Annotated in this window: 24 protein-coding genes; 13 read left to right on the top strand and 11 right to left on the bottom strand. The window is 66.7% G+C overall.

The features are described from left to right. Positions 1–6 precede the first annotated feature (6 nt). From QTI04_RS33275 to egtB, 5 genes are all read right to left on the bottom strand, one after another. Entirely contained in the window at positions 7–453 is a 447-nt protein-coding gene (locus QTI04_RS33275) for a universal stress protein (protein ID WP_286566834.1), read from the bottom strand. Between the two features lie 104 nt (positions 454–557). Beyond that, positions 558–1,298: a 2OG-Fe dioxygenase family protein gene (locus tag QTI04_RS33270; protein ID WP_286604314.1), complete on the bottom strand. Its 741-nt coding sequence runs from the start codon at positions 1,296–1,298 to the stop codon at positions 558–560. Next, on the bottom strand, positions 1,295–1,576 hold the full coding sequence (locus tag QTI04_RS33265) for a DUF427 domain-containing protein (protein WP_286604312.1): 282 nt from the start codon (positions 1,574–1,576) through the stop codon (positions 1,295–1,297). The genes QTI04_RS33270 and QTI04_RS33265 overlap by 4 nt, the downstream gene beginning before the upstream one ends. A gap of 66 nt (positions 1,577–1,642) precedes the next feature. Beyond that, entirely contained in the window at positions 1,643–2,620 is a 978-nt protein-coding gene (gene egtD / locus QTI04_RS33260; RefSeq protein WP_286619504.1) for an L-histidine N(alpha)-methyltransferase, read from the bottom strand. Continuing rightward, complete coding sequence (gene egtB / locus QTI04_RS33255; RefSeq protein WP_286619503.1) at positions 2,620–3,867, bottom strand: ergothioneine biosynthesis protein EgtB; 1,248 nt, start codon at positions 3,865–3,867, stop codon at positions 2,620–2,622. The genes egtD and egtB overlap by 1 nt, the downstream gene beginning before the upstream one ends. 154 nt (positions 3,868–4,021) lie before the next feature. Here egtB and QTI04_RS33250 point away from each other — a divergent pair, with 154 nt between their 5' ends. Both QTI04_RS33250 and QTI04_RS33245 read left to right on the top strand, forming a co-directional pair. After that, positions 4,022–5,368 carry an NAD(P)/FAD-dependent oxidoreductase gene (locus QTI04_RS33250; protein WP_286619510.1) on the top strand — a complete coding sequence of 449 codons (1,347 nt, stop codon included), beginning with the start codon at positions 4,022–4,024 and terminating at the stop codon, positions 5,366–5,368. Beyond that, on the top strand, positions 5,365–5,850 hold the full coding sequence (locus QTI04_RS33245) for a RidA family protein (RefSeq protein WP_286619502.1): 486 nt from the start codon (positions 5,365–5,367) through the stop codon (positions 5,848–5,850). The genes QTI04_RS33250 and QTI04_RS33245 overlap by 4 nt, the downstream gene beginning before the upstream one ends. Before the next feature lie 16 nt (positions 5,851–5,866). Here QTI04_RS33245 and QTI04_RS33240 read toward each other — a convergent pair whose 3' ends face one another. Next, entirely contained in the window at positions 5,867–8,227 is a 2,361-nt protein-coding gene (locus QTI04_RS33240) for a cytochrome P450/oxidoreductase (RefSeq protein ID WP_286619501.1), read from the bottom strand. Between the two features lie 12 nt (positions 8,228–8,239). Beyond that, a complete protein-coding gene (locus QTI04_RS33235) occupies positions 8,240–9,217 on the bottom strand; it encodes a tripartite tricarboxylate transporter substrate binding protein (protein WP_286619500.1) in 978 nt (325 codons plus the stop codon). A 102-nt stretch (positions 9,218–9,319) separates the two neighbouring features. Here QTI04_RS33235 and QTI04_RS33230 point away from each other — a divergent pair, with 102 nt between their 5' ends. Continuing rightward, the gene (locus tag QTI04_RS33230; RefSeq protein ID WP_286619499.1) at positions 9,320–10,162 is read left to right on the top strand and encodes an IclR family transcriptional regulator; all 843 of its coding nucleotides are present in this window, start codon (positions 9,320–9,322) and stop codon (positions 10,160–10,162) included. A gap of 27 nt (positions 10,163–10,189) precedes the next feature. On the opposite strand, the gene QTI04_RS33225 is transcribed toward QTI04_RS33230, so the two are convergent. Beyond that, positions 10,190–11,881 (bottom strand): long-chain fatty acid--CoA ligase, encoded by a 1,692-nt coding sequence (locus tag QTI04_RS33225; protein ID WP_286619498.1) that lies wholly within the window; start codon positions 11,879–11,881, stop codon positions 10,190–10,192. Between the two features lie 194 nt (positions 11,882–12,075). Here QTI04_RS33225 and QTI04_RS33220 point away from each other — a divergent pair, with 194 nt between their 5' ends. The 8 genes from QTI04_RS33220 to QTI04_RS33185 all read left to right on the top strand — a co-directional run bounded on the left by QTI04_RS33220 (position 12,076) and on the right by QTI04_RS33185 (position 18,136). Further along, positions 12,076–12,516 (top strand): OsmC family protein, encoded by a 441-nt coding sequence (locus QTI04_RS33220; RefSeq protein WP_286604302.1) that lies wholly within the window; start codon positions 12,076–12,078, stop codon positions 12,514–12,516. A gap of 123 nt (positions 12,517–12,639) precedes the next feature. After that, the gene (locus QTI04_RS33215; RefSeq protein ID WP_286604332.1) at positions 12,640–13,545 is read left to right on the top strand and encodes a tripartite tricarboxylate transporter substrate binding protein; all 906 of its coding nucleotides are present in this window, start codon (positions 12,640–12,642) and stop codon (positions 13,543–13,545) included. Positions 13,546–13,607: 62 nt separating this feature from the next. Further along, the gene (locus tag QTI04_RS33210) at positions 13,608–14,399 is read left to right on the top strand and encodes a transporter substrate-binding domain-containing protein (protein ID WP_286619497.1); all 792 of its coding nucleotides are present in this window, start codon (positions 13,608–13,610) and stop codon (positions 14,397–14,399) included. Positions 14,400–14,418: 19 nt separating this feature from the next. Next, positions 14,419–15,081: an amino acid ABC transporter permease gene (locus QTI04_RS33205; RefSeq protein ID WP_286619496.1), complete on the top strand. Its 663-nt coding sequence runs from the start codon at positions 14,419–14,421 to the stop codon at positions 15,079–15,081. A gap of 7 nt (positions 15,082–15,088) precedes the next feature. After that, positions 15,089–15,742, top strand: a complete 654-nt coding sequence (locus tag QTI04_RS33200) for an amino acid ABC transporter permease (protein WP_286604299.1) — start codon at positions 15,089–15,091, stop codon at positions 15,740–15,742. Continuing rightward, complete coding sequence (locus tag QTI04_RS33195; RefSeq protein ID WP_286619495.1) at positions 15,726–16,508, top strand: amino acid ABC transporter ATP-binding protein; 783 nt, start codon at positions 15,726–15,728, stop codon at positions 16,506–16,508. Before QTI04_RS33200 ends, QTI04_RS33195 begins: the two co-directional genes overlap by 17 nt. 126 nt (positions 16,509–16,634) lie before the next feature. After that, positions 16,635–17,147: a DUF1439 domain-containing protein gene (locus tag QTI04_RS33190; RefSeq protein WP_286604296.1), complete on the top strand. Its 513-nt coding sequence runs from the start codon at positions 16,635–16,637 to the stop codon at positions 17,145–17,147. 2 nt (positions 17,148–17,149) lie between these two features. Next, positions 17,150–18,136 (top strand): glycerophosphodiester phosphodiesterase, encoded by a 987-nt coding sequence (locus QTI04_RS33185; protein ID WP_286619494.1) that lies wholly within the window; start codon positions 17,150–17,152, stop codon positions 18,134–18,136. A 17-nt stretch (positions 18,137–18,153) separates the two neighbouring features. On the opposite strand, the gene QTI04_RS33180 is transcribed toward QTI04_RS33185, so the two are convergent. Next, positions 18,154–18,612, bottom strand: a complete 459-nt coding sequence (locus QTI04_RS33180) for a Cd(II)/Pb(II)-responsive transcriptional regulator (protein WP_286604294.1) — start codon at positions 18,610–18,612, stop codon at positions 18,154–18,156. Between the two features lie 82 nt (positions 18,613–18,694). On the opposite strand from QTI04_RS33180, the gene QTI04_RS33175 reads away from it, so the two are divergent. Next, positions 18,695–19,735: a P1 family peptidase gene (locus QTI04_RS33175; protein ID WP_286619493.1), complete on the top strand. Its 1,041-nt coding sequence runs from the start codon at positions 18,695–18,697 to the stop codon at positions 19,733–19,735. Here the strand turns inward: QTI04_RS33175 and QTI04_RS33170 are convergent. Then, the gene (locus QTI04_RS33170) at positions 19,690–19,950 is read right to left on the bottom strand and encodes a hypothetical protein (protein ID WP_286619492.1); all 261 of its coding nucleotides are present in this window, start codon (positions 19,948–19,950) and stop codon (positions 19,690–19,692) included. The genes QTI04_RS33175 and QTI04_RS33170 overlap by 46 nt on opposite strands. 246 nt (positions 19,951–20,196) lie before the next feature. Here QTI04_RS33170 and QTI04_RS33165 point away from each other — a divergent pair, with 246 nt between their 5' ends. After that, entirely contained in the window at positions 20,197–21,573 is a 1,377-nt protein-coding gene (locus tag QTI04_RS33165) for a TAXI family TRAP transporter solute-binding subunit (RefSeq protein WP_286604289.1), read from the top strand. 19 nt (positions 21,574–21,592) lie between these two features. Here the strand turns inward: QTI04_RS33165 and QTI04_RS33160 are convergent, their stop codons facing one another. Beyond that, positions 21,593–22,894, bottom strand: a complete 1,302-nt coding sequence (locus QTI04_RS33160) for a PQQ-dependent sugar dehydrogenase (RefSeq protein WP_286619491.1) — start codon at positions 22,892–22,894, stop codon at positions 21,593–21,595. Positions 22,895–23,082: the final 188 nt, after the last annotated feature.

Raw genomic sequence — 23,082 nt, 5'->3', positions numbered from 1 at the left:
CGATCCCTAGCTGAGGTCGCCTTTCACCACGAGGACCGGCACCTTCGCGTCCTGCAGCACGCGCTGCGTCACGCTGCCGAGCAGGAGCTTCTCGATGCCTGTTCGGCCGTGCGAGCCCATCACGATCAGGTCGGCGCCGATCGCGATGGCCGTATCGACGATGCCTTCGTGCACCACGTGCCCGTCGATCACACGCTGATCGCTGTGCAGGCCCTCGGCGGCCAGCGCCGCCACGCCGCGCGCCAGCGCGGCATTCGCGCTGCTGGTGGCAGCGGCAAGGTATTCGTTCTGGCCGAGCGCGTAGTCAGCGCCCACGCCGATGAAAGGATAGTTGTCCACCACGTGGATGAGCGTGATGCGACTGCCGAAGGCCAAGGCCAGCCCGCTGGCCTTGCTGACCGCCAGCATCGACGTTTCGGACCCGTCGATCGGGACCAGGATGTGATTGAACATGGCTGACCTCTTTCATGCACAGGATTCGCGGGCGAATCGGGCCTCGAATTTACATCCAAGCCCGGGGCTTCGGATGTAGGACGTCTACGGTCGGCGCCTCGAACTCAATCGCCCTGGAATGCACCGGCGCGGCAGGTCACGACCAGCGTGTCGCGCCAGCCGGGCTCGCCTTCAACCAGCGGCTGAATCGGGGTCGATTCATGGATCACGCGAGCGTCGTCGAGCAGCAGCAAGGACCATGGCTCGGTCATCGTGAAGCGTTCGCCGCGCCGTCCGCCGGCTTCGAACACGCGTGTTTCGCCGCCCTTGATGTTGTGACGGCCGACCAGCGCGACGGCGACCAGGTCGACGCCATCGCGGTGCGCGCCTTCCGGCGTCGGGCGGCCGATGCCGTCCGTGGTGTCGATGCGGAACTGGTGCGCCTCGACATACCAGCGCTGCGTGCCGCGCAAGCCGCTCGTCACGTTGCCGAGTCCGCTCATGAGTCGCTGCCAGATCGGTTGTGCAACAGTGGCTGCCTCCATCGGCGCGAACCAGCGCTGCATGCCGCCATGCAATGCGTTGTATTCGACCGGCTGCCAATGCGCGCGATGCGGCACTTGCTCGACGCCGGCCTCATCGACCGTGAAACAGGCATGGCGGCGCGTGCGATAGCGGCCACCGTCCTTCAGGTATTCGTCGGCCGGCAGGTGTGCCCAATCGACATGCAAGGCATCGAGCTGCGCCAGCGGCGCGCCGAGCCAGTCGGCCACGCCCTGCGGACTCAGCACGGCATAGCCGTCCTGGCGCAAGGTGGGAACGAGTCGATCGGGCGGTGTGAAAGGTGGGCTGAACGCAGTGCTCACTCCGTCACCTTCACGCCCTTCCAGAATGCGACGCGGTCCTTGACCATCTCCGCTTCCGGCTTGGGATCTGCGTAGTACCACGCGGCGTCGGTGTTGAGTTCGCCGTTGACCAGCAGCGAGTAATAGCTCGCCGTGCCCTTCCATGCGCACGTCGTCTTGTGGTTGCTGAAGGTCACATGGTCGCGGTTGAGCGAATCCATCGGGAAGTAGTGGTTGCCTTCGACGAGCACAGTGTCGTCGCTCTCGGCGACGGTGACGCCGTTCCAGGTTGCTTTCATTTCTTGACTCCGTGGCGCGATGCGCCGCCAATCCACGAAAGTAGCACATTCCCTTCGCGGGTCGAGCTAGGCGGCCTGAAGCCAGTGAACGCTGAACAGGTGATCAGGGTCTGTCCACACGGCAGCGGGACGGAAGCCGGCCTTGACGGCGAGCGTGCGCAACCCTTCCACGGTGAACTTGTGCGAGTTCTCGGTATGGATCGTCTCGCCCTCTTCAAAGACGAAGCGCTGACCATCGAGTGTGACGGTCTGCGCCCGGCGACTCACAAGGTGCATCTCGATGCGACGCATCGGCGAGTTGTAGAAGGCCGCATGCGTGAACCCGCCAAGATCGAAGTCGGTATCCAGCTCGGCATTGGCGCGCCGCAGCAAATTGAGGTTGAAGGCCGCCGTCACGCCCTGCGCGTCGTTGTAGGCCGCGTGCAGCAAGGCCGGGTCCTTCACGAGATCCACGCCGAGGAGCAGGCCGCCTCCGCGCAACAACCGATGCGCCAGCTGCAGGAAAGCCAGGGCCTCGTCAGGACTGAAGTTGCCCAAGGTCGAGCCCGGGAAGAACCCCACCCGCTGCCCGGCGCCCTTGTCTCGCGAGGGCAGCACCAGCGGCATCGTGTAGTCGGCCACGACAGGCTGGACGATGACATGGGGATAGTCCGCGCGCAAACGCGCCGCCGCCGCTTCGAGATGCTCTCCCGAAATGTCGATCGGCACATAGCGCTTCGGCGCTTCGAGCGCATCGAGCAGCAGCCGCACCTTGGTGAGCGATCCCGCGCCGAACTCGACGATCTCGGCGTTGGGGCCGATCTGCGCCGCGATCTCGTCCGCGGATTCGGTGAGGATGCGCACTTCGGTGCGTGTCGGGTAGTACTCCGGCAACTCGCAGATGCGATCGAACAGAGCCGAGCCCGCGACGTCGTAGAAAAACTTCGGCGAGATGCTCCGCGACCCCAGACTGAGACCCGCGAACAGTTCGCGAGCGAAGTCGGAGAGAGGCGCAGCCCGTTGGGCAGCCCGGAATGCGTGGAGATTGAATGCAGGAGTGCCCATCAGAGGTCCTTCGCGAGCCGCAGCCCCGAGAACTGCCAGCGTGCGGCCGGCGGGAAGAAGTTGCGATAGCTCGGCCGCGTGTGCCCGTCAGGCGTGGCGACGCTGCCGCCGCGCAGCACGAGTTGGCCGACCATGAACTTGCCGTTGTATTCCGCCGCGATGCCCGCGAGCGGGCGAAAGCCCGGGTACGGGTCATAGGAAGAGCGCGTCCACTGCCACACGTGGCCGCTCATCTGCGAGATGCCCGATGCGTCGTGCGCAGCCTCCCATTCGAACTCCGTGGGCAGACGCGCCCCGGCCCATTCCGCATACGCGGCGGCCTCGTAGAAACTAAGTTGCGAAACCGGTGCGCCTGCTTCCAGCGGCCGCACGCCGTGCAGGCCGAAGACCTGCCACCCGGCCGACGCACCCTGGTGCGCGAGGCGCGGATCGTCCGGCGCGAGCCAGTAAGCCGGACCACGCCACCCTTGCGCCTGCACGGCCGCCCAGCCGTCGGAGAGCCACAGTTCGGGCCGCTGGTAGCCACCGTCGGCGATGAACTGCGCATAGTCGCCACAATTCACGAGCCGGTCCGTGATGGCGTAAGGCTGCAGTAGCACGGCATGGCGCGGCGTCTCGTTGTCGAACACGAATCCTGCGCCACCATGGCCGATCTCCACCACGCCGCCGGGTTGTGACAGCCATCGCATCGCGGGTGCTACGGATGCCAGCCGCAACACCGGCGCCGTCGCCGCCCGGTACGCCGGCATCAAGGGATTGCACGACAGCGCGTGCAGGATGTCGGTGACGATCAACTCCTGGTGCTGTTGCTCGTGGTGCAGGCCGAGCGTGACGATGCCTTCGATCGCCACCCAGTCGTCCTCGCGCGCGCCGCAGAGCAACGCATCCACCGCCTCGTCGACATGGCGGCGATACGCATGCACTTCGTCGAGCGACGGCCGCGTCAGCAGTCCACGCTGCGGCCGCGGATGGCGCGGTCCCAGTGCCTCGTAGTAGGAATTGAAGAGATAGTGAAAGCGCGGGTCGAACACGCGATAGCCGTCCGCATGCAATTGCAGCAGCACCGTCTCGAAGAACCAGGTGGTGTGCGCCAGGTGCCACTTCGTGGGACTGGCATCGGGCATGGACTGGATGCACTGGTCTTCGGCCGACAGCGGAGCTGCCAGCGCCAGGCTGTGCGCGCGAACCGATCGAAAACGATCGCGCAGTTCGTCCGCCGCCGGCAAAGCCGGCCGGATGAAGTTCATGGGAGCTCCAATTTTGGTTTGAACGGTTTTTTAGCCCATGCACACAGGCCGACGCCGTAGGACAAGATCGCGCGGCGGGTGGGCCGCGACGCCGGCGCAGCGGAACGCGACACTTTGGCACAAGTCGCTCGCGCGTGCCAAGGCCCTGCGTATCATCCGGCGAATGAGCAAAACAGGCCGGCCCCACATCGTCATCGTCGGCTGCGGGTTCGGCGGACTGGAGGCCGCACGCAGGCTGCAGCGCGCGGACGTCGACATCACGTTGATCGACAAGACCAACCACCACCTGTTCCAGCCCCTCCTCTACCAGGTTGCGACCGCAGGCCTCGCCGCGCCGTCGATCGCAGCACCGGTGCGGCTCTTGTTTCGGCGGCAACCCAATGTCACAACCTTGCTCGGCGAAGTGACGCAGATCGACCCTGTGGCACGCGAAGTGCGCCTGGCCGACGGCGCCCATCTCGTCTGGGACCACCTGATCCTCGCCGCCGGCGCGACGCACAGCTATTTCGGCCACGACGACTGGGCGCGGATGGCGCCCGGCCTCAAGACGCTGGCCGATGCCTTCGAGATCCGCCGCCGCATCCTCCTGAGCTTCGAGGCGGCCGAGATCGAGTCAGACCCGGCACGCCGGCGAGCCTTGCTGACCTTTGCCGTGATCGGCGCCGGCCCGACCGGCGTGGAGATGGCCGGCACGCTCGCCGAGATCGCCCGCCACACTCTCGAAGGCGAGTTCCGCCACATCGACCCGAGCAGCGCCGAGGTGCTGCTGATCGAGGGCGGCCCGCGCGTGCTGCAAGCCATGCCCGAGTCGCTCAGCCAGCGCGCGCAGGATCAGTTGCAGAAGCTCGGCGTGCAGGTGCGCCTCAACGCACGGGTGACATCCGTCGATGCGACCGGCCTGCAGGTCGAATCGCCCTTCAGCGATGGCGGCGCAGGCGTGGGCAGCCACCGCATCGAGTGCAATTGTGTGGTCTGGGCGGCGGGCGTCGCCGCCTCGCCGCTGGGTCGCCTGCTCGCCGATGCGATCGGCGTGGAGACGGACCGCGCTGGCCGCGTCAAGGTGCTCGCGGACCTCAGCCTGCCGGGTCATCCGGACATCAGCGTGGTGGGCGATCTCGCGGCCGCGCTGAGCCACCGTCCCGGCAGGGAGCCCAAGCCGGTGCCCGGCGTATCGCCCGGCGCCAAGCAGATGGGCCGCGCCGCGGCGGACAACATCCTGCGCCGCATCGCGGGCCAGCCGACCGAGCCCTTCCGCTATCGCGACTACGGCAACCTGGCGACGATCGGCCGCAATTCGGCTGTCGTCGACCTGGGCACGCCCTTCGGCCCCCTTCGCTTCTCGGGGCGCATGGCGTGGCTCTTCTGGCTGTTCGCGCACGTCTATTTCCTGATCGGCTTTCGCAACCGCATCGTGGTGCTGATGGATTGGGCCAGCGCGTACTGGAGCTTTCAGCGGTATGCGCGTGTGGTCGCGGATGTCAGGGCGCGAGGTGAGTCATGAATCGCATCGAAAGCAAACTCCAATCGCTGGGACTGGTGCTGCCTCCGCCCATCGCGATGCCGCCGGGCGTGTCGTTGCCTTTTCCTTGGGTGCGCCTCTCGGGCCAGCGGGCGTTGATCTCGGGCCATGGACCGCAGAACAGCGACGGAACGCTCGCCCAGCCGCTCGGCAAGGTCGGGCGCGAACTCACGATCGAGCAGGGCTATCAGGCAGCCAGGCTCACCGCCCTCGGCATGCTTGCGAGCCTGCAGCGCGCCATCGGCGACCTGGACCGCGTCACGGCCTGGGTGCGCGTGTTCGGCATGGTCAACACGGCGCCGGGCTTCCATCGGATGCCGGCCGTGATCAACGGGTTCTCGGACCTCATCATCCAGCTCTACGGCCCCGAAATCGGCGCCCATGCGCGCAGCGCGGTCGGCCTGGCGGAACTGCCCTTCGACATTCCGGTCGAGATCGAGGCCGAAGTCGAGTTCAGCGGCTAGCCTGCGGATCGGCCGATCACAGTTCCAGGACCAGCCTGCCGCCACCACTGCAGGCGCGCGAGCAGCACGTCATCATCTTCGTGTCGGCCTCGCGTTCGGCGCGCGTGAGCACGACGTCGCGGTGGTCGACCTTGCCGGCCAGCACGCGCACCTCGCACGATCCGCAGAGCCCCTCCTCGCAATCGCTCTGCACGTCGATGTTGGCCGCGCGCAGAGCGCTCAGCACGGTCTGGTCGGCCGGCACGTGCACGACGATGCCCGAATCCTTCAACTCGACGTCGAAGGCGTGTTCGCGCGAGGGGTCCAGGGTTCGGAGGGTCGACTCGAAATGCTCGACATGCAGCGCGTCCTCGGGCCACGCGGCGCAGTGCGCCTCCAGTGCCGACAGCATCCGCACCGGTCCGCAGGCGTAGATCTGGGTGCCGGGTTCGGGCGTGGCGAGAAGCGCCATCAGATCATTGCGCCGGCCCTCGTCGCCGGCGTAGACGACCAATCGCTCACCGTGCAGTCCGGCCAGTTCGTCGACCAACGCCATGCTGGCGCGCGAACGACCGCTGTAGTGCAGCGCGTAGTCGATGCCCAGAGCCTTTGCGCGTCTGGCCATGGCACTCACGGGCGTGATGCCGATGCCCCCTGCGATGAAGATCACCTTCTTCGCCGACTTGTCGAGGTGGAAGTGATTGCGCGGACCTCGGATCTTGAGCTTGTCGCCGGCCTTCACGTTCGAATGCACCCACTCGGAGCCACCACGGCCGTCGGGCTCGCGCAGCACCGCGATCTCCAGCGCGCTCACGTCGTCGGGGTCGCCGCACAGCGAATACTGCCGCGAGCGTTCCGGATGGCCGCATTCGATGTCGATGTGCGAACCTGGCGTCCAGCGCGGCATCGGCCGGCCGTCCGGCGCGACGAGCCGCAATTTGACGATGCCGTCCGCCACCCGCGCGACGCTCTCGACAACCACCGGCCGCGTGATCGCGCCCTTCGAGGGTTCGCCGAGCCGCACGGGCACGGCGACCTCGGGATCGCGCAGCGCGGCCTGTGTGCGCTCGGGGTTGTGGGCCGGCTCCCATTCGACCCACAGATGCTCCGGCCCCCGGAACGAGGTGTTGGGCACGTACGAGAACTCTTGCGGCGACAGGCGCATGTGCGGCAGCCGGCGCGTGAACTCCTCCAGGAAGATCTGCATCTCCATGCGCGCCAGGTTCTTGCCCATGCACTGATGCGAGCCGTAGCCGAAGGTGAGATGGTCGCTCGCGTTGTCGCGCCGGATGTCGAACAGGTCGGCGTCCGCGAAATGGGCCTGGTCATGATTGGCCGACGAGGTGACGATCAGCAGCTTCGAGCCGGCAGGAAGATCGACGCCGCCCACCTGCGCATCGGCTGTCACGATGCGGCGCCATGCCGCGACCGAGCCGTTGTGCCGCAGGCATTCCTCGACCGCGTTGGGGATCAGGCTCGGGTCTTCGCAGATGTCGCGCCAGGCGTCGGGGTGCTGCAGCAGCAGCTTCATCGCGTTGGCGGTAGCGTTGGCCGTGGTCTCGTGGGCCGCGACGATGCCGGCCATCATCATCGAGTGCAGGTACGAGTCGGTAACGACCTCGGGCAGATCACGCTGCTTGCGCAGGCCGTACTGCATCCAGCCGCCGCCTTCGGGGTCTTGCCGCATCTTGTCGAGCACCTGGCCGGCGAACTGCCAGAAGTTGCCAACTGCATGCGCGACAGCCACCTGCTCTTCCGGCTTCGGGCGGCCCCAGGTGTTGACCGTGTGCGCGATCGAGTACTTGCGCAGCGTGTCCATGTCTTCTTCGGGCACGCCGAGGAAATGCAGGGCCACGGTCAGGGGGACTTCCCAGAGCATCTGGTCGACGAGGTCGGCGCGGCCGTCGTCGATGAAGCGGTCGACGTACTCGCGCGCGAGCTGTCGCACCATCGGTTCGTGGTGCTTGAGTTCCTCGGGCGTGAACGGGTCCATCAACGCGCGGCGGCGCGGCATGTGCGCCGGCTCGTCCTCGTTGACCAGCGTGCGGTTCAGCGCGAAGCCGTAGGACGCGAGCACCGCGTTCGCCTCGTCGCCGGTCGGCGTGATCTTTTCGAGCGCGATGGACGGGCTGAAGGTGATGTTGTCGCGAAAGATCGCCTTGATGTCGTCATAGCGCGTGACCACCCAGTAGCCGAGCTTCGGGCTCCAGAAGATCGGCTCCTTCTCGCGCGCCCATCGCACGTACTCGGGCGGGTCCTGCTGGTAGCCGTCCTCGAAGGGGTCGAAGTCGGCGGCGCGCAGGCTGACCGGGCACCCGGTCGGCGTGCGCTCGGCGGACAGCGCACCATGCGCCACGGGGCAACCGGTCGTTCGACGCGGGACTTCCACACTGCTCATGGCGGCGCCTCCTCAGTCCAGCGAGATCTTCAGGTCACGGATGAGCTTCTGCCACTTGGTGGTTTCGGCCTTCAGCAACTCCGCGAACTGCGCCGGCGTGTTGCCGACCGGCTCGACACCGAAGTCGACCAGCCGCTTGCTGACGGCCGGGTCGTGGATCGCCTCGACGACCTGCTTGTTGATCGCGGCGATGGTCGCGGGCGGCGTGCCTGCGGGCACCACCATGCCGACGAGCGCCGCCGCTTCGACATTCTTGTAGCCCAGTTCAGCGAAGGTCGGCACGTCCGGCAACTGCGGCAGCCGGGTCGCGTTTGCCACGGCCAGCGCCTTGACCTTGCCGCCCTTGATGAAGCCGGCGCCTGCGGCCAGGTCGACCATCATGGCCGGGATCTGGCCGCCGGCCACGTCGGCCAGGGCCGGCGCGGCGCCGCGATACGGTGCATGGACCATCTCGATGCCGGCCTCAGACTTCAGCAGTTCCATCGCCAGATGGTGAGGACTTCCCGCTCCGGCCGAACCGTAGTTGAAGCCGCCGGACTTGGCCTTGGCCTGGGCGATGAAATCCTTGGCGTCCTTGACCTCGATGCCAGGACCGACGACCAGGATCATCGGAAAGCGCCCCATCAGCGTGACGGGTGCAAGGTCCTTGGTAGGGCTGTAGCTGAGCGCCTTGTAGAGCACCGGATTGAAGACCAGCGTGCCGTTGTCTGCCGACAGCACCGTGTAGCCATCCGCCGCGGCGCGCGCGACCTCGGCAGCACCGAGCGCCGTGTTGCCGCCGGGCTTGTTGTCGACCAGGACCGGCTGGCCCGCCTGCGTCGACCAGGTCTGCCCGATGGTGCGCGCGAGGAAGTCGGAGCCGCCGCCCGCCGCATAGGGAACGACCCATCGGACCGGCTTGGTCGGAAAGGTCCCCGGGGCCTGTTGCGCGAGCGCGGGCAGGTGCAGGACGGGCAACGCCAGCAGCGTCGCGACAAGAAGCTTCTTCATCGGGTCGATCCTTAGGAGTGATTTGCGTAATTGTTATACGCTATGCGTAATCAAAACATGGGGTTTCTACCGCCCCGCTTCCCCTCATTAGGATCAAACGCCATGAGCAAGACCAAGAAGCCCGATCCAGCGCTGGACGCCGGCGCCCCGCGAGTGCTGGAGCGCCGGCAGCGCGTCCAGTCCGCAGAAACGGGCATGGCCGTGCTCAAGACCTTGTCGGGCATGGGCGGCAGTGCGGGCCTGTCCGCGTTGGCCGCGCAAGTGGGGGAAAGCCCGGCCAAGGTGCATCGCTACCTGGCGAGCCTGATCCAGGAGGGTCTGGTCGACCAGGACGCAAGCTCCCAGCGCTATTTCCTCGGACCCGAGCTGATCCAGATTGGCTTGACGGCGATGCGCCAGGCCGAGCCCATCCGCCTCGCCGAACCGGCGCTGGTCCGACTGCGGGAAAGCCTGGAGATCACCTGCTTCGTCGCTCTCATGGGCAACAAGGGGCCCACCATCATGCGTTTCGAGGAGCCTGGCTTGCCCGTGACGGTCAATGTGCGCGCCGGCTCGGTGATGTCGCTGGTCTGGTCAGCGACCGGCCGGGTCTTCCTGGGACTGCTGGACGAGGCCCGCGTGCGGACCCTGGCGGAAGAAGAGCTGGCCGCCGCGACACCCGACATGCTCGCCCTTCTGCCGATGCCGAATCCGATCGACAGTCTGCAAAGCGAAGTCAGGGCAGCCGGCTGCGCGGTCGTGAAGGATGTCTACCTGCGCGGGATCAGCGCCGTGGCCGCCCCCGTGTTCGACTTCACCGGCCGGGTGTGCGCCGTGATCACTGCCCTTGGCGCCAGTGGTGGCTTCGATCCGTCCACGAACGGCCCGATAGCGACGGCTGTTCGACGTGAAGCGCAGGCCACCAGCGCGAAGCTCGGTTACGCGGGCCCGCGATTGGAAAGCTGACGGAGCGAGGCTCTCGCGCCGGTCCCGTCAGGGCTTGCTCTCCGCCTCCTGCAGCAGCCGCCACATCACCTTGCCGCTGCCGCTCTTGGGCAAGGCATCGACGAACTGCACCGCGCGCGGGATCTTGTAGACCGCCATGTTCTCGCGGCACCAGTCGATGATTTGCTGCTCGGTCGTGTCCTTGTGCGTCGGGCGCAGCACGACCACGGCCTTGACCGATTCGCCGCGATAGGCGTCCTTCATCGCGATCACGCAGGCCTCCTGGATTGCGGGGTGGCGGAACATCAGCAGTTCGACCTCGGCCGGCCAGACCTTGAAGCCGCTCGCATTGATCATGCGCTTGAGGCGGTCGGTCATGAAGAAGTAGCCGTCCTCGTCCATGCGGCCCATGTCGCCCGAGCGGAAGAAGCGCTTGCCCCCGAACTCGACGAAGGCTGCGGCCGTCGCGTCGGGGCGCTTCCAGTAGCCCTGGAAGACTTCGGGGCCGTGGATGATGATTTCGCCCGATTCGCCGATGGGCATTTCCTGCAGCGTGTCGGGGTCGACCACGCGTGCATCGGTGCTCATGTAGGGAATGCCCAGGCACTGCTGCTTGGGGTTCTCGAAGGGATTGGCGTGCGATGGCGCGGCGGTTTCGGTGAGTCCGTAGCCTTCCTGGTACTTCAGCCCGAACTGCTCCAGCAGACGCTGTGCGACGGCCTGCGGCATTGCCGCACCGCCGCCGCCGATGTAGGCGAGGCTGCTCAGGTCGTAGTTCGCGAAGTTCGGGCTGGCCATCAGGTCGATGACCATGGTGGGGATGTTGGTCCAACTCGTGACCTTGCGGCGCGAGATGAGCCGTCCGGCGACGTCGCGGTCCCAGCGCGGCATGATGACCAGCGTGCCCGCGATGAGGATCGTCGTGTGCATCATGCTCACCACACCGGTGATGTGGAACATCGGCACCACCGCCAGCACCACCGCTTCCGACGAGCCCAGGCCCCAGATCTGGCCGGCGAAGGCGTTGTGCATCAGGCTCGAATGGTGGTGGATGCAGCCCTTGGGCAGGCCGGTGGTGCCGCTGGTGTAGGGCAGCAAGGCCATGTCGTTGGCACCGACCACGTGCTCGGGCGCGGGGTGCCCGGCATTCATCGCATCGGTCCACGCCATGACGGCGCCGCCTTCGAGCGCGGGCAAGGGGTGGCGCGTCAGCAGCCAGTCGCGCCAGGCCGCAGCGGGCGCCTCGTCGCCGGTCACTTCGGCGTCGAAGGTGTCGGTGAACTGGGTGACGATCATGTGCGCGAGCCGGTCCTTGGGCTCGAGCGCGTTGCTAGCCTTGGCGAGTTCGGACGCCAGATCGCCGGTCGTGATCGCGACCTTCGCATCCGGGTCGGTGATGTAGTGCTTCAGCTCCTCGGCACGGTTCATCGGATTGACCGGCACCACGACGGCATTGGCGCGCAGGATCGCGAAATGCGCGATCACGAGTTGCGGGCAGTTCTGCATGTCGAGCAGCACCCGGTCGCCGCGTTTCACGCCCAGTGCATGCAGCGTGCCGGCGAGGCGCTCGGCCTGCGCGGCGAATTCGCGGTAGGTGATCTCGCTGCCGAAGAAGACGAGCGCGGCCTTGTCGGGGTAGCGTGCGGCGGCGGTCGCGAGGTTGTGCCACAGGGAGGTGGCGGGCACAGTGATCGAACGGGGCAGGCGCTGGGGCCAGAATTTGTAGTGCGGGCGATCCATACAGTCTCCAAACAGCGTGAGAGCCTACGACGCCCCGCGAGGCGCCTGCATCGGGGAAGCCCCGAAGCCGTCACATCGGTGACTCGCCAGGGCCGCCAGGGTCACCACTTTGTTGCACCAAAGGCCGACAGACGGCGCCGCCGATATGCCGTACAACGGCAGGCTCCGTTCAACCCACTCACCAAGGAGTTCACATGGCTGCAGACAAGCACGCGAGCGTTCACTGGGAAGGCGCCGGCAAGACCGGCAAGGGCCAGATCAGCACAGAGACCGGCGCGCTCAAGGACTATCCCTACGGATTCGCGAGCCGCTTCGAAGACGACAAGCGCGGCACCAACCCGGAAGAAATTCTGGGCGCGGCGCACGCCGGCTGCCTGACGATGGCGTTCGCCTTCGCGCTCGAAGGCGCGGGCTTCACCGCCAATTCGATCGACACCAAGGCGGCGGTGCGTCTCGCCAAGGACGGTCCCGGTTTCAAGATCGACCGCATCCAGCTCGAACTCGAAGCCAGCATTCCGGGGATCGACGAAGCGAAGTTCCAGGAACTCGCCGCCGGCGCGAAGGCCGGCTGCCCGCTGTCGAAGGCGCTCGCCAGCGTGCCCGAGATCACGCTGAAAGCCACGCTCAAGAGCTGAATCCAGCGCGGGGCCGCGTAGGCAGGCGCTGTTTATGATCCCTCGCTCAACGAGGAGACAAACATGAACATCGCCCGCAAAGGCATCGCGGCGGTCCTGTGCTTGGCGGCTTGCGCCACAGCCATGGCCGCCTTTCCCGAAAAACCGATCAAGGTCGTGATCGGCTTTCCTGCCGGAGGGCCGCTGGACCAGCACGCACGCCTGCTGACCGACAAGCTGCAGGCCGTGCTCGGCCAGCCCGTGATCGTCGACTACAAGCCCGGCGCAGGCGGCTCGGTCGGCGCCGAGGCCGTCGCCAAGAGCCCGGCGGACGGCTACACGCTGATGCTGGCCAACACGGGCGTGGCAGTGATCAACGGCGCGCTCTACGCCAAGCTGCCTTACAACACGCTCAAGGACTTCACGCCGATCGCTCGCACCGCCATGCAGCCGCTCGCGCTGCTGGTGACGCCGAAGCTGCCCGTGACAAGTCTCAAGCAGTTCGTCGACTACGCCCGCGCGCGGCCGGGCCAGATCAACTACGGCTCGGCCGGCAACGGCGGCATCAGCCACCTGGTGCCGGAGATGTTCAAGAACGCGACGGGCATCTTCATGGTCCACATCCCCTATCGCGGCAGTGCGCCGGCCTTCACCGACTTGATGGGCGGGCAGGTGCAGTTCATGGCCGAATCGATTCCGCAGGCGGCCAACTATCACAAGCAAGGCAAGGTCCGTGCGCTGGCCGTCACCAGCGCCACGCGCAACCCCGCCCTCCCCGATGTGCCGACGGTGATCGAGGCCGGCATCAAGGGCTTCGAGGTGGTCGGGTTCTACGGCTTTCTCGCGCCCGCCGGCACGCCGAAGGACGTCGTCGCCAAGCTCAGCGACGCGTTCAAGCAGGTGCTGACCAGCCCCGAGGTGCGCGACCGCATGGTGAGCCAAGGCGCTGACCCTGCCTTCCTCGGTTCCGAGGACTTCGCGAAATTCCTGGTCGCTGAAACGCCCCGTTGGGAGAAAGCGGTCAAGGCCTCCGGCGCCCGGATGGACTGAACCGGCACAGCTCTTGCGTACAGCCGGTGGAAGCAACCATCGACTTACCCAGGAGCCCTGCCATGAAGTATTCCAAGCGCCAGTTTGCGTCGATCCTCGCCGCGGCCGCGCTGTTCAGCGTCGGTGCCGCGCACGCCCAGAATGCGCTCGACAACGTCCTGAAGGCCAAGACCATCAAAATTGCCGTGCCGACGGACTACCCGCCCTACGGCTCGGTCGACAAGACCATGACGCCGCAAGGCCTCGACGTCGAGATGGCCCAGCTCATCGCGAGCAAGCTGGGTGTCAAGGTCGAGCTGGTGCCCGTGACCAGCGCCAACCGCATCCCCTACCTGCAGACGCGCAAGGCGGACCTCGTGATCTCCACGCTCGGCAAGAACGCCGAGCGCGAGAAGGTGATCGATTTCTCGGCCGCCTACGCACCCTTCTTCCAGGCGGTGTACGCCTCCAAGAACCTTGCCATCAAGAGCTTTGCCGACATGGGCGGCAAGAGCGTGGCTGTGACACGCGGCGCGATGGAAGACCAGGAGCTGGCCAAGGTGGCGCCGTCCAACGTCGACTACAAGCGCTTCGAGGACAACAACGCCACCATCGCCGCCTTCGTCGCGGGCCAGACGCAGACCATCGCCACCAGCGCGGCCGTCGCCGGCGACATGATGCAGAAGAACCCGCAGCTCGGCGCCGAATACAAGCTGCTGCTCAAGGACAGCCCCTGCTTCATCGGCATCGCCAAGGGCGAGGATGCGCTGAAGACCAAGATCAACGACATCATTGCCGGCGCGAAGAAGGACGGCACGCTCGACGCCATGGCGAAGAAATGGCTGGGCCGCCCCGCGGGCGACCTGCCGGTCTGAGCGTGCGATAGCCATCGACATGGGCATCGAATTCGACTTCGGCGCCGTCCTCGGCCAATGGCCCCTGCTCGTCAGGGGCGTGCTGTGGACGCTGGGCCTGACCGCCATCGCGACCGTGATCGGCATGGTCGTCGGCGTCGCCTGCGCATGGGCCCGCGCGAGCGGCCCTGCGTGGCTGCGCTGGATCGTGGGCAGCTACGTGGAGCTGATCCGCAACACGCCCTTCATCGTGCAGCTGTTCTTCATCTTCTTCGGGCTGCCGGCTGCGGGCTTCAAGCTCTCGCCGGAGGTGGCTTCGATCATCGCGATGGTGATGAACCTCGGCGCCTACGCGACCGAGATCATCCGCGCCGGCATCGAGGCCACGCCCCGCGGGCAGATCGAGGCGGCTGTGAGCCTGGCGCTCAACAAGGTGCAGGTGTTCATGCGCGTGGTGCTACCGCCAGCGATGAAGAAGGTGTGGCCCGCGATGGTGAGCCAGATCATCATCGTGATGCTGGGCTCGGCCGTCTGCAGCCAGATCTCGACCGAGGAACTGAGCTATGCCGCGAACCTGATCCAGAGCCGCAACTTCCGCGCGTTCGAGGCCTTCATCATCGCGACGGTGATCTACCTCGCGCTGTCGGTGGGCGCACGCCGGCTGCTCAACTGGGCCGGGCCCAGGTACTTCTTCGGACGCTGAGGCGCGCATGACCGACTTCTCCCTCTGGGACATCCTGCGCAACCTGCTGCTGGCCTTGCGCTGGACCGTCGTGCTGTCGCTGATCGCCTTCGTCGGCGGCGGCGTGGTGGGAGGGCTGCTGCTTTTCCTGCGCCTGTCCGGCGGCCGCTTGGCCCAACGGCTGATCGGCCTCTACGTGCAGGTCTTTCAGGGCACGCCGTTGCTGATGCAGCTCTTCCTGGCCTACTTCGGCATCGCGCTTTTCGGCATCGACGTTTCGGCGTGGACCGCCGCATCGGTGGCGCTCACGCTGTACACGAGCGCATTTCTCACCGAGATCTGGCGCGGGTGCGTGGCTTCCATTCCCAAGGGGCAGTGGGAGGCTTCCGGCAGTCTCGCGCTCAACTTCAGTGAGCAGATGCGCCACGTGATCCTGCCGCAGGCCACGCGCATCGCCGTGGCGCCGACGGTAGGCTTCCTGGTGCAGGTGATCAAGGGCACGGCGCTGGCCTCGGTCATCGGCTTCGTCGAACTCACCAAGGCGGGCAGCATGATCTCGAACGCGACCTTCAAGCCCTTCGTCGTGTTCAGCTGCGTCGCCCTGCTCTATTTCGTGCTGTGCTTTCCCGTGAGCCTGTACGCCAAGAACCTCGAGAGGAAGATCCATGGCGCTCGTCGCTGAAGCCCCCGTCCCCAGCGCCAGCGCATTCGCGGCGCCGATCGTGCGGATCACCGCCCTGCGCAAGTCCTATGGCAGCAACGAGGTGCTCAAGGGCATCGACCTCGAGGTCAAGCGCGGCGAGGTGATCGCGATCATCGGCAAGAGCGGCTCGGGCAAGAGCACGCTGCTGCGTTGCATCAATGGGCTCGAAGTCTTCCAGGAAGGTTCGCTCACGGTGGACGGCAAGCCGCTGCTGCACGAGAGCGCGATGGCGATGCGCGAACTGCGCCAGCACGTGGGCATGATCTTCCAGAGCTTCAACCTGTTTCCGCATCTGACGGTCGGGCGCAACGTGATGCTCGCGCCCACATTGGTCAAGAAGCGCAGCAGCCTCGAGGCCGCATCGCAGGCGCGCAAGCTGCTCACGCGCGTCGGGCTGGCCGAGAAGTTCGACGCCATGCCCGACCAGCTCTCCGGCGGCCAGCAGCAACGGGTGGCGATCGCCCGCGCGCTGGCGATGGAGCCGGCGGTGCTGCTGTGCGACGAGATCACCTCCGCGCTCGACCCCGAACTCGTGGGCGAGGTGCTTCGCGTGGTGGAGTCGCTTGCCGACGAAGGCATGACGCTGCTGATGGTGACGCACGAGATGAGCTTCGCGCGCAAGGTGAGCGATCGCGTGATCTTCATGCACCAGAGCCGCGTGCACGAAATGGGTCCGCCGGCCGAGTTGTTCGGCAATCCGCAGACCGCGGAACTGAAACAGTTCCTTTCGTCCTTGCACGACTGAGCGGACGTCGGCCGGGGAACCCCCGGCCTGTGGCAAGCTCCGAGCGGTATGCGAAACCGCTCTCCTCTTCGATTCCGCCTCCGCTCCCGCCGTACCCTCCTGCGCGCGCTGCTGGGTGCGTGCGCGATGCCCGCGCCGTTCGCCGCGCTGGCCGGATTCAACTTCTTCACCAGCGAATACACCGCGAGCCGCGATGAACTGCAGGCGCAGATCGCCAAGCGCTTTCCGGTGCAGAAGCGCTACGCGGACATCTTCACGGTCGGCCTGCGCGATCCGCGGTTGGGGCTGGACGCGCGCAGCAACCGCGCGGCGATCACGGCGGTGCTGTCGATCTCGAGCCCGTTGTTGCAGCCTCAGACGGTAGAGGGCATCGTCTCGGTCAGCAGCGCGCTCAAGTACGACGCACCCACTCGCGCCCTGCGGCTGGACCGGCCGCAGGCGGAGCGGCTCGAACTGCAGGGCGTGACGGGCCGCGACGCAGAGCGCCTGCAGAACATCGGCGCCGTGGTGGCACAGGAGCTTCTGCGAGACCAGGCGTTGCGCACCTTCACGGCCGAAGAGTTGACCGTGGGACGCAAGACCTACGAGATCGGTGCAATCACGGTGCAAGATGACGGAATCACCGTAGAACTCAAATGAGGATGAAACACTGGAGGTTCGCGCCCTGCTTGCTTTGCCTGTCGATGTTCGCAGGCTGTGCATCGCCCGTGCGCGATGCCAAGCCGACCATTGACCTTCAAGCGCATCGCGGCGGCCGCGCCCTCGCGCCGGAAAACACGCTGGCCGCGTTCTCCAAGGCGGTCGGCCTCGGCGTCACCACGCTCGAACTCGACATCGGACTCACGGCCGACGACGTCGTGGTCATCTCGCACGACACGGTGTTGAACCCCGATCACACGCGCGACGCACGCGGTGCCTTCCTGGCGTCGAAGGGGCCGACGATACGGTCGCTGCGTCTCACGCAACTGCAGACCTACGACGTCGGCCGCATCGACCCCGCAAGCAACTACGGCAAGGCCTTCCCAAAGCAGTTGACCAACGATGGCGAGCGCATCCCGACCTTGGCCGCGCTGTTCGAAAGAACGCGTGAACTGGGTGCGGACCAGGTTCGCTTCAACATCGAGACCAAGCTGGAGCCGGCCCGGCCGGACGAAACCGCCTCGCCCGAGCAGATGGTCCGCGCGCTGCTGACGGAGATCGACAAGGCCGGCATGTCCCAGCGCGTCACCATCCAGAGCTTCGACTGGCGCTCGCTCACACTGGTCGGTCAACTGGCGCCTCAACTGCCGCGCGCCTACCTCACGAGCCCGCGCACGCTGAAGGACAGCCGCTGGACCTCGGGCCTGCGTATCGAGGACTTCGGCTCAGCTCCGCGGCTGGTGAAGGCTGCGTCCGCGGACAGCAAGGCGCCCGTGGTCTGGTCCCCGTCCTTCGACGATCTCACCCCCGCCCTGGTGAAGGAGGCGCAGGCGCTCGGCCTCCGCGTGCTGCCCTGGACCGTGAACGAGCGCGCTGACATGGCGCGGCTCATGGATTGGGGCGTGGACGGCCTCATCACCGACGATCCGGCCATCCTGCGCGACGTGATGGCCGAGCGGGGTGTGCCGCTGCCTGCGCGCGGCCGCTGAGGGCGCCCTGGTCGAACTCAGACGTGACGCGCGGCTCTGGAGGGCCTCGGGTTCGCGAGAGGCTGGCGGTCGGCTCGGGCGTGCAGCGTCTCGATGATGTGGCATTGCGCATCCGTGCCGTCGCAGCAGTCGCGCAACGCGATGAGATCCTTCTCCAGCGAGCGCAGTTCGCGCAGGCGCTCGCGCACGTGGCCCAGATGCGCATCGAGCGCCACGCAGGCGGCATCGCAATCGGCCTTGCTGCGCAGGTCGAGCGCCAGCAGGGTGCGCACCTCGTCGAGCGACATGTCCATGGCACGGCACAGGCGGATGAAGCGCAGGCGGTGCACGTCGGCGTCGCTGTACATGCGGTAGCTGTTGTCGCTGCGCGCCTGCGGCGCGATGAGGCCTTCCTTTTCGTAGTAGCGGATGTTGGCGGCGCTCACGCCGCTGCGGGCGGCGGCGTCGCCGATGCGGTAGCCCTGATCGTTGGCCATGGCGGAATCTTCAAGTGACTTCAAGGTTGGTCGATCGTGGCATCTCAGCGATCGAAGCGCAACGGCCCGCCATAATCATTCGATGTCCGATCAGCCTCTTCCCGGCACCCCCGCCACCGCGCGAGCGGGCGCCATCACCGATGTCGCCGGCATCGAAGTCGGCCATTACAGCGATCCTCGCCGCCCCACCGGCTGCACCGTGGTCCTCACGCGCGGCGGTGCGGTTGCCGGCGTCGACGTGCGCGGTGCCGCGCCCGGCACGCGCGAGACCGATCTGCTTGCGCCCGGCAACCTCGTCCAGCAGGTGCATGCGGTGGTGCTCGCGGGCGGCAGCGCCTGGGGCCTGGCGGCGGCCGACGGCGCGACGCGCTGGCTGGAGGAGCGTGGCATCGGCCTGGACGTTCGCTACGGCACGCTGCCGATCGTGCCAGCCGCCGTGCTGTTCGACCTGCCGGTCGGCGACGCCCGCATCCGGCCTGATGCCGCCGCCGGCTATGCGGCCTGCGAAGCCGCATCTTCCGCAGCGCCGGCCGAAGGCAACGTGGGCGCAGGCAGCGGCGCGCTGGTCGGCAAGCTGTTTGGCGTACATCGGGCGATGAAGGGTGGCATCGGCACGGCATCGGTCACCGTCAATGGGGTCACCGTCGGTGCGCTGATCGCCTGCAATGCGCTGGGCGACGTGATCGACCCCGACACCGCGCAAGTCATCGCCGGCGCCCGAACCGAGGACGGCAGGGCCTTGCTCGACACGCGCCGCGCACTGCTTCGCGGGGAGTTGCCCAAGCCGCTGCTGGCCGGAACCAACACCACGCTGGGCGTGGTCGCGACCGATGCCGTGCTCACCAAAGTGCAGGCCAACCGGCTGGCCAGCGTCGCGCACGACGGTCTCGCACGCGCCATCAATCCAGTTCACACCATGAGTGACGGTGACACGCTCTTTGCGCTCGCCACCGGGCGCGTGCCGCTCGAAGGCGATGCGCCGGGCATGACGGTGTTGGGCACGATGGCGGCCGAAGTCGTGGCGATCGCGACGCTGCGCGCCGTGCGCGCAGCGACCTCAGTCCGCATCGGCGAGAGCTACTTTCCCTCCGCGGCGGATTTGGGCCCGAGGCCCCCGCCGTGAGGCATAGTCCGTTGGTCCCAGCGGGCGCCCAGCATCGCCGAGACGACAACGACGGCAATCAGCAGCAAGGTGCCGAAGCCCGCGTACAGAAGCAGTTTCAGCGGCGAGATGATCGAGAACAGGTGATGGCCGGCAATCAGCAGCAGCACTGCCAGGGCAAGCAGTGCCATGAGGAGCTTTCCCAGGAAGGCCAGTCGAGTCTTGAGGTTCGTCATGGTCGGGCAGGGGGTCGAGCGAGAGTCAGTCGGGATTGAGCTGTGCCGTGTTCGCTATTGGGCGCCCCCCAGAGGCCTTCATCAATAACCGGCCGGGTGTATTGACTCCTGCGCAAAGCCTTGCTAGGGCCTTTGCCCACACCTCATTCGCAAGCGCTTTGTAACGAGGGTCAGCTCAAAAGCAAATGAAAATGCCGCTGCCGCGCCACTCGCAAACAAGATCAAGAGCCCGTTCCACGTCACCGCATGCCTCAAGCCATACGCCTTTTCCTTCTTTCCATCCGTGACTTGATCGCTTCCGCCGGACCGGTGATCTTCCTCGTCATCGGACTGCTGGTCGCAGCCTACTGGTGGCTCCAGCCCCAACCGCCCAAGCAAGTGACGCTCGCCACCGGGCCCGCCGGCAGCGCCAACGCAGAGTTCGGCAAGCGCTACGCTGCGGCGTTGAAGACCGACGGCATCGAGGTCGTGCTCAAGCCGACCGACGGCTCCCTGGACAACCTGCAGTTGCTGCGCAACGGTGGGGCCGACGTGGCGTTCGTGCGCGGCGGCAGTGCCGATCCCGTGAAGGATGAGGAGGCCGGCCTCACCTCGCTCGGCAGCCTGTTCTTCGAGCCACTCTGGTTCTTCTATCGCACCGACGCGGCGCGCAAGATCGACCGCAAGACCGCGACGCTCACGTCGCTCACGCAACTCAAGGGGCTGCGCATCAACGTCGACAAGCCCGGCAGCGGCGTGCCCGACATCATGGACAGGATGTTCCGCGCCAACCACATGGACTCGGCGACCCTGGAGCTGTCGAACCTCGAACAGACGCCCGCCACCGAGGCGCTGCAGGCCGGCCTGCTCGATGTGATCGTGCTGGCCTCGGCGCCCCAATCGCCGCTCGTGCAGCGGCTGCTGCGTGCGCCGGACATCCAACTGATGGATTTCGCGCAAAGCGATGCCTATTCGCGCCGCTTCGCCTTCCTGCAACCTGTGACCTTGCCTCGCGGCGTGGTTGACCTGGCGTCCGATCTGCCGTCGCAAGACGTGTCGCTGCTTGCCGCGACCACGTCGTTGCTGGCGCGCGAGGAGACGCATCCTGCGCTGCGGCAACTGTTCGCGCAAAGCGCGCAGACCCTGCACGGCGGCGCGGGCTGGTTCAACCGTGCACGCGACTTCCCCAACACCCGCACCAGCGAACTGCCGGTGAGCCCCGAGGGCGATCGCGCGATCAACGGAACGCCGCCGTTCTGGCAGCGCTATCTCCCCTTCTGGGCCAGCAATCTGGTCGAGCGGATGTGGCTGGTGCTGGGCGGCTTGCTGGTGTTGATGCTGCCCTTGAGCCGCGTGGTGCCCCCGCTCTATCAGTTCCGGGTGCGCCGCCGCGTTTTCCGCTGGTATGCGCGCTTGCGCGATGTCGAGTCGCGGCTCGAATCCGGAAAAGGCACGACCGAGGCGTTGCTCAAGGAGCTGGACGATCTGGACCGGGTGGTCAACAAGGTGGCGGTGCCGCTGTCCTACGCGGACGAGCTCTATGCGCTGCGCAACAACATCTACGCAGTCCGCAAGCGCATCCTGGCGAGATCGCCGCAAGACGACGAAGGCACATCGCTGGCTGTTGCGCCGCGCTCCGCCTGACCCCAAGTGGGGGCGAGCTTCACCTCTCTAGACGAAGCAGCTTCCCGTTGCTGCTGTCCGTCAGCAGGTACAGCCATCCGTCCGGACCTTGCCGTACATCGCGGATGCGCTCGCCGCGATCGGCGAGAAGCCGTTCACGCGACGTCACCGTGTTGCCGTCGAGGGTGAGCCGCCACAACGCCGTGCCGGCGAGCGCACCGACGAACAGATTGCCCGTCCAGGCCGGCAGCTTGTCGGCCGTATAGAAGGCCATGCCGCTCGGCGCGATCGATGACTTCGCCGTTCCGGGCGTCCAGGCGGAGCCGTCGATCTTTTCCCAGTACGTCAGCGGCTGCTCCATGCCCGCCTTGGCCGTGCCTTCACCGACCTGTGTGAGCGTGCCGTATTCCTGCCCGTAGCTGATGACCGGCCAGCCGTAGTTCCGGCCGGCGAGGGTCAGGTTGACCTCGTCGCCGCCTTGCGGGCCGTGCTCGCTGGTCCAGAGCTCACCCGTCACCGGATGCAGCGCCGCGCCCTGCGGATTGCGATGGCCGTAGCTCCAGATGTGCGGCTGCGCCCCCGCCGTGGCCGCGAACGGATTGCCCGATGCCGGGGCGCCGTCGGTGGTGATACGCACGACCTTGCCGTTGCCGCGCGTGAGGTCCTGCGCAAAGCCCCGCTGCGTGTCCAGCAGCCGATCGCCCAGCGTGACGAAGAGAAAGCCGTTGCGGTCGAACACCAGGCGCGAACCGAAATGCGCCGTGCTGTCCACCTTGGGCGATTGCCGGTAGATGACCACGAGATTGGCGAGGCTGCGGTTGTTCGCATCGAGTTCGGCACGCGCGACGGCGGTGCCGTTGAGGTTGGGATTCGACCCATCCCGCTCGGAGTAGCTGAAGTAGATGCGGCGATTGCCGGCAAAGGCAGGATCGACGGCGACGTCGAGCAAGCCGCCCTGCCCGATCGCCGCCACAGCCGGAACGCCGCTGATCTGATCGGCGCCGCCGTTGACGGGGGAACCGTCGGCATTGCGCAACCTCAACTGGCCGCCGCGCTGCGTGATGAGCATCCGGCCGTCGGGAAGGAAGGCGAGGCCCCAGGGGGTATCAAGGCCCGTCGCCACCTCGGTGACCTTGACGGTCATCGGCGCCACGGGAGCGCCCCCCGCAGGCTGCGCGGGACTGCCCGCGTTCGGCTGGGCCGGGGGAAGCGCAGGCGTCGGGACCGTCGCGGTGGCGCCGACACCCAATGCGGCGACCGACATGTTGGCGCCGCCACCGCCCCCTCCGCACCCCGCGAGAAGCGCCAGCGCCACCGCAAAGCATCGAATCGTCACTTTCATGCCCGCTCCTTCTGGCGCTACCGCGCCGAACTGGAATGGGCCGGAGTTTGCTCCGCCCAGGCACCTTGCGGCGCCCGGACTAGCTGTGAAGGCCCAATAGGTTGTATCTGTTCATCTGAGTTGAGTTTGAGAGACTGGGAATCGCCAAACCCCCGGATCACTCAAGGAACCCAACCAGATGAACATTC

It is taken from the genome of Variovorax sp. J22R115 (assembly GCF_030317005.1).
Classification (GTDB): domain Bacteria; phylum Pseudomonadota; class Gammaproteobacteria; order Burkholderiales; family Burkholderiaceae_C; genus Variovorax.
This window is presented reverse-complemented; position numbering and strand designations above follow the sequence as displayed.

What these genes read in the sequence shown, in the direction of transcription:
- QTI04_RS33210 (WP_286619497.1), top strand. Translation starts at nt 13,608, where the DNA reads ATGAAGTATTCCAAGCGCCAGTTTGCGTCGATCCTCGCCGCGGCCGCG.
- QTI04_RS33175 (WP_286619493.1), top strand. Translation starts at nt 18,695, where the DNA reads ATGTCCGATCAGCCTCTTCCCGGCACCCCCGCCACCGCGCGAGCGGGC.
- QTI04_RS33225 (WP_286619498.1), bottom strand. Translation starts at nt 11,881, where the DNA reads ATGGATCGCCCGCACTACAAATTCTGGCCCCAGCGCCTGCCCCGTTCG.
- QTI04_RS33185 (WP_286619494.1), top strand. Translation starts at nt 17,150, where the DNA reads ATGAAACACTGGAGGTTCGCGCCCTGCTTGCTTTGCCTGTCGATGTTC.
- QTI04_RS33170 (WP_286619492.1), bottom strand. Translation starts at nt 19,950, where the DNA reads ATGACGAACCTCAAGACTCGACTGGCCTTCCTGGGAAAGCTCCTCATG.
- egtD (WP_286619504.1), bottom strand. Translation starts at nt 2,620, where the DNA reads ATGGGCACTCCTGCATTCAATCTCCACGCATTCCGGGCTGCCCAACGG.
- QTI04_RS33245 (WP_286619502.1), top strand. Translation starts at nt 5,365, where the DNA reads ATGAATCGCATCGAAAGCAAACTCCAATCGCTGGGACTGGTGCTGCCT.
- QTI04_RS33265 (WP_286604312.1), bottom strand. Translation starts at nt 1,576, where the DNA reads ATGAAAGCAACCTGGAACGGCGTCACCGTCGCCGAGAGCGACGACACT.
- QTI04_RS33275 (WP_286566834.1), bottom strand. Translation starts at nt 453, where the DNA reads ATGTTCAATCACATCCTGGTCCCGATCGACGGGTCCGAAACGTCGATG.
- QTI04_RS33235 (WP_286619500.1), bottom strand. Translation starts at nt 9,217, where the DNA reads ATGAAGAAGCTTCTTGTCGCGACGCTGCTGGCGTTGCCCGTCCTGCAC.
- QTI04_RS33205 (WP_286619496.1), top strand. Translation starts at nt 14,419, where the DNA reads ATGGGCATCGAATTCGACTTCGGCGCCGTCCTCGGCCAATGGCCCCTG.
- QTI04_RS33160 (WP_286619491.1), bottom strand. Translation starts at nt 22,894, where the DNA reads ATGAAAGTGACGATTCGATGCTTTGCGGTGGCGCTGGCGCTTCTCGCG.
- QTI04_RS33180 (WP_286604294.1), bottom strand. Translation starts at nt 18,612, where the DNA reads ATGGCCAACGATCAGGGCTACCGCATCGGCGACGCCGCCGCCCGCAGC.
- QTI04_RS33190 (WP_286604296.1), top strand. Translation starts at nt 16,635, where the DNA reads ATGCCCGCGCCGTTCGCCGCGCTGGCCGGATTCAACTTCTTCACCAGC.
- egtB (WP_286619503.1), bottom strand. Translation starts at nt 3,867, where the DNA reads ATGAACTTCATCCGGCCGGCTTTGCCGGCGGCGGACGAACTGCGCGAT.
- QTI04_RS33165 (WP_286604289.1), top strand. Translation starts at nt 20,197, where the DNA reads ATGCCTCAAGCCATACGCCTTTTCCTTCTTTCCATCCGTGACTTGATC.
- QTI04_RS33230 (WP_286619499.1), top strand. Translation starts at nt 9,320, where the DNA reads ATGAGCAAGACCAAGAAGCCCGATCCAGCGCTGGACGCCGGCGCCCCG.
- QTI04_RS33240 (WP_286619501.1), bottom strand. Translation starts at nt 8,227, where the DNA reads ATGAGCAGTGTGGAAGTCCCGCGTCGAACGACCGGTTGCCCCGTGGCG.
- QTI04_RS33220 (WP_286604302.1), top strand. Translation starts at nt 12,076, where the DNA reads ATGGCTGCAGACAAGCACGCGAGCGTTCACTGGGAAGGCGCCGGCAAG.
- QTI04_RS33215 (WP_286604332.1), top strand. Translation starts at nt 12,640, where the DNA reads ATGGCCGCCTTTCCCGAAAAACCGATCAAGGTCGTGATCGGCTTTCCT.
- QTI04_RS33200 (WP_286604299.1), top strand. Translation starts at nt 15,089, where the DNA reads ATGACCGACTTCTCCCTCTGGGACATCCTGCGCAACCTGCTGCTGGCC.
- QTI04_RS33195 (WP_286619495.1), top strand. Translation starts at nt 15,726, where the DNA reads ATGGCGCTCGTCGCTGAAGCCCCCGTCCCCAGCGCCAGCGCATTCGCG.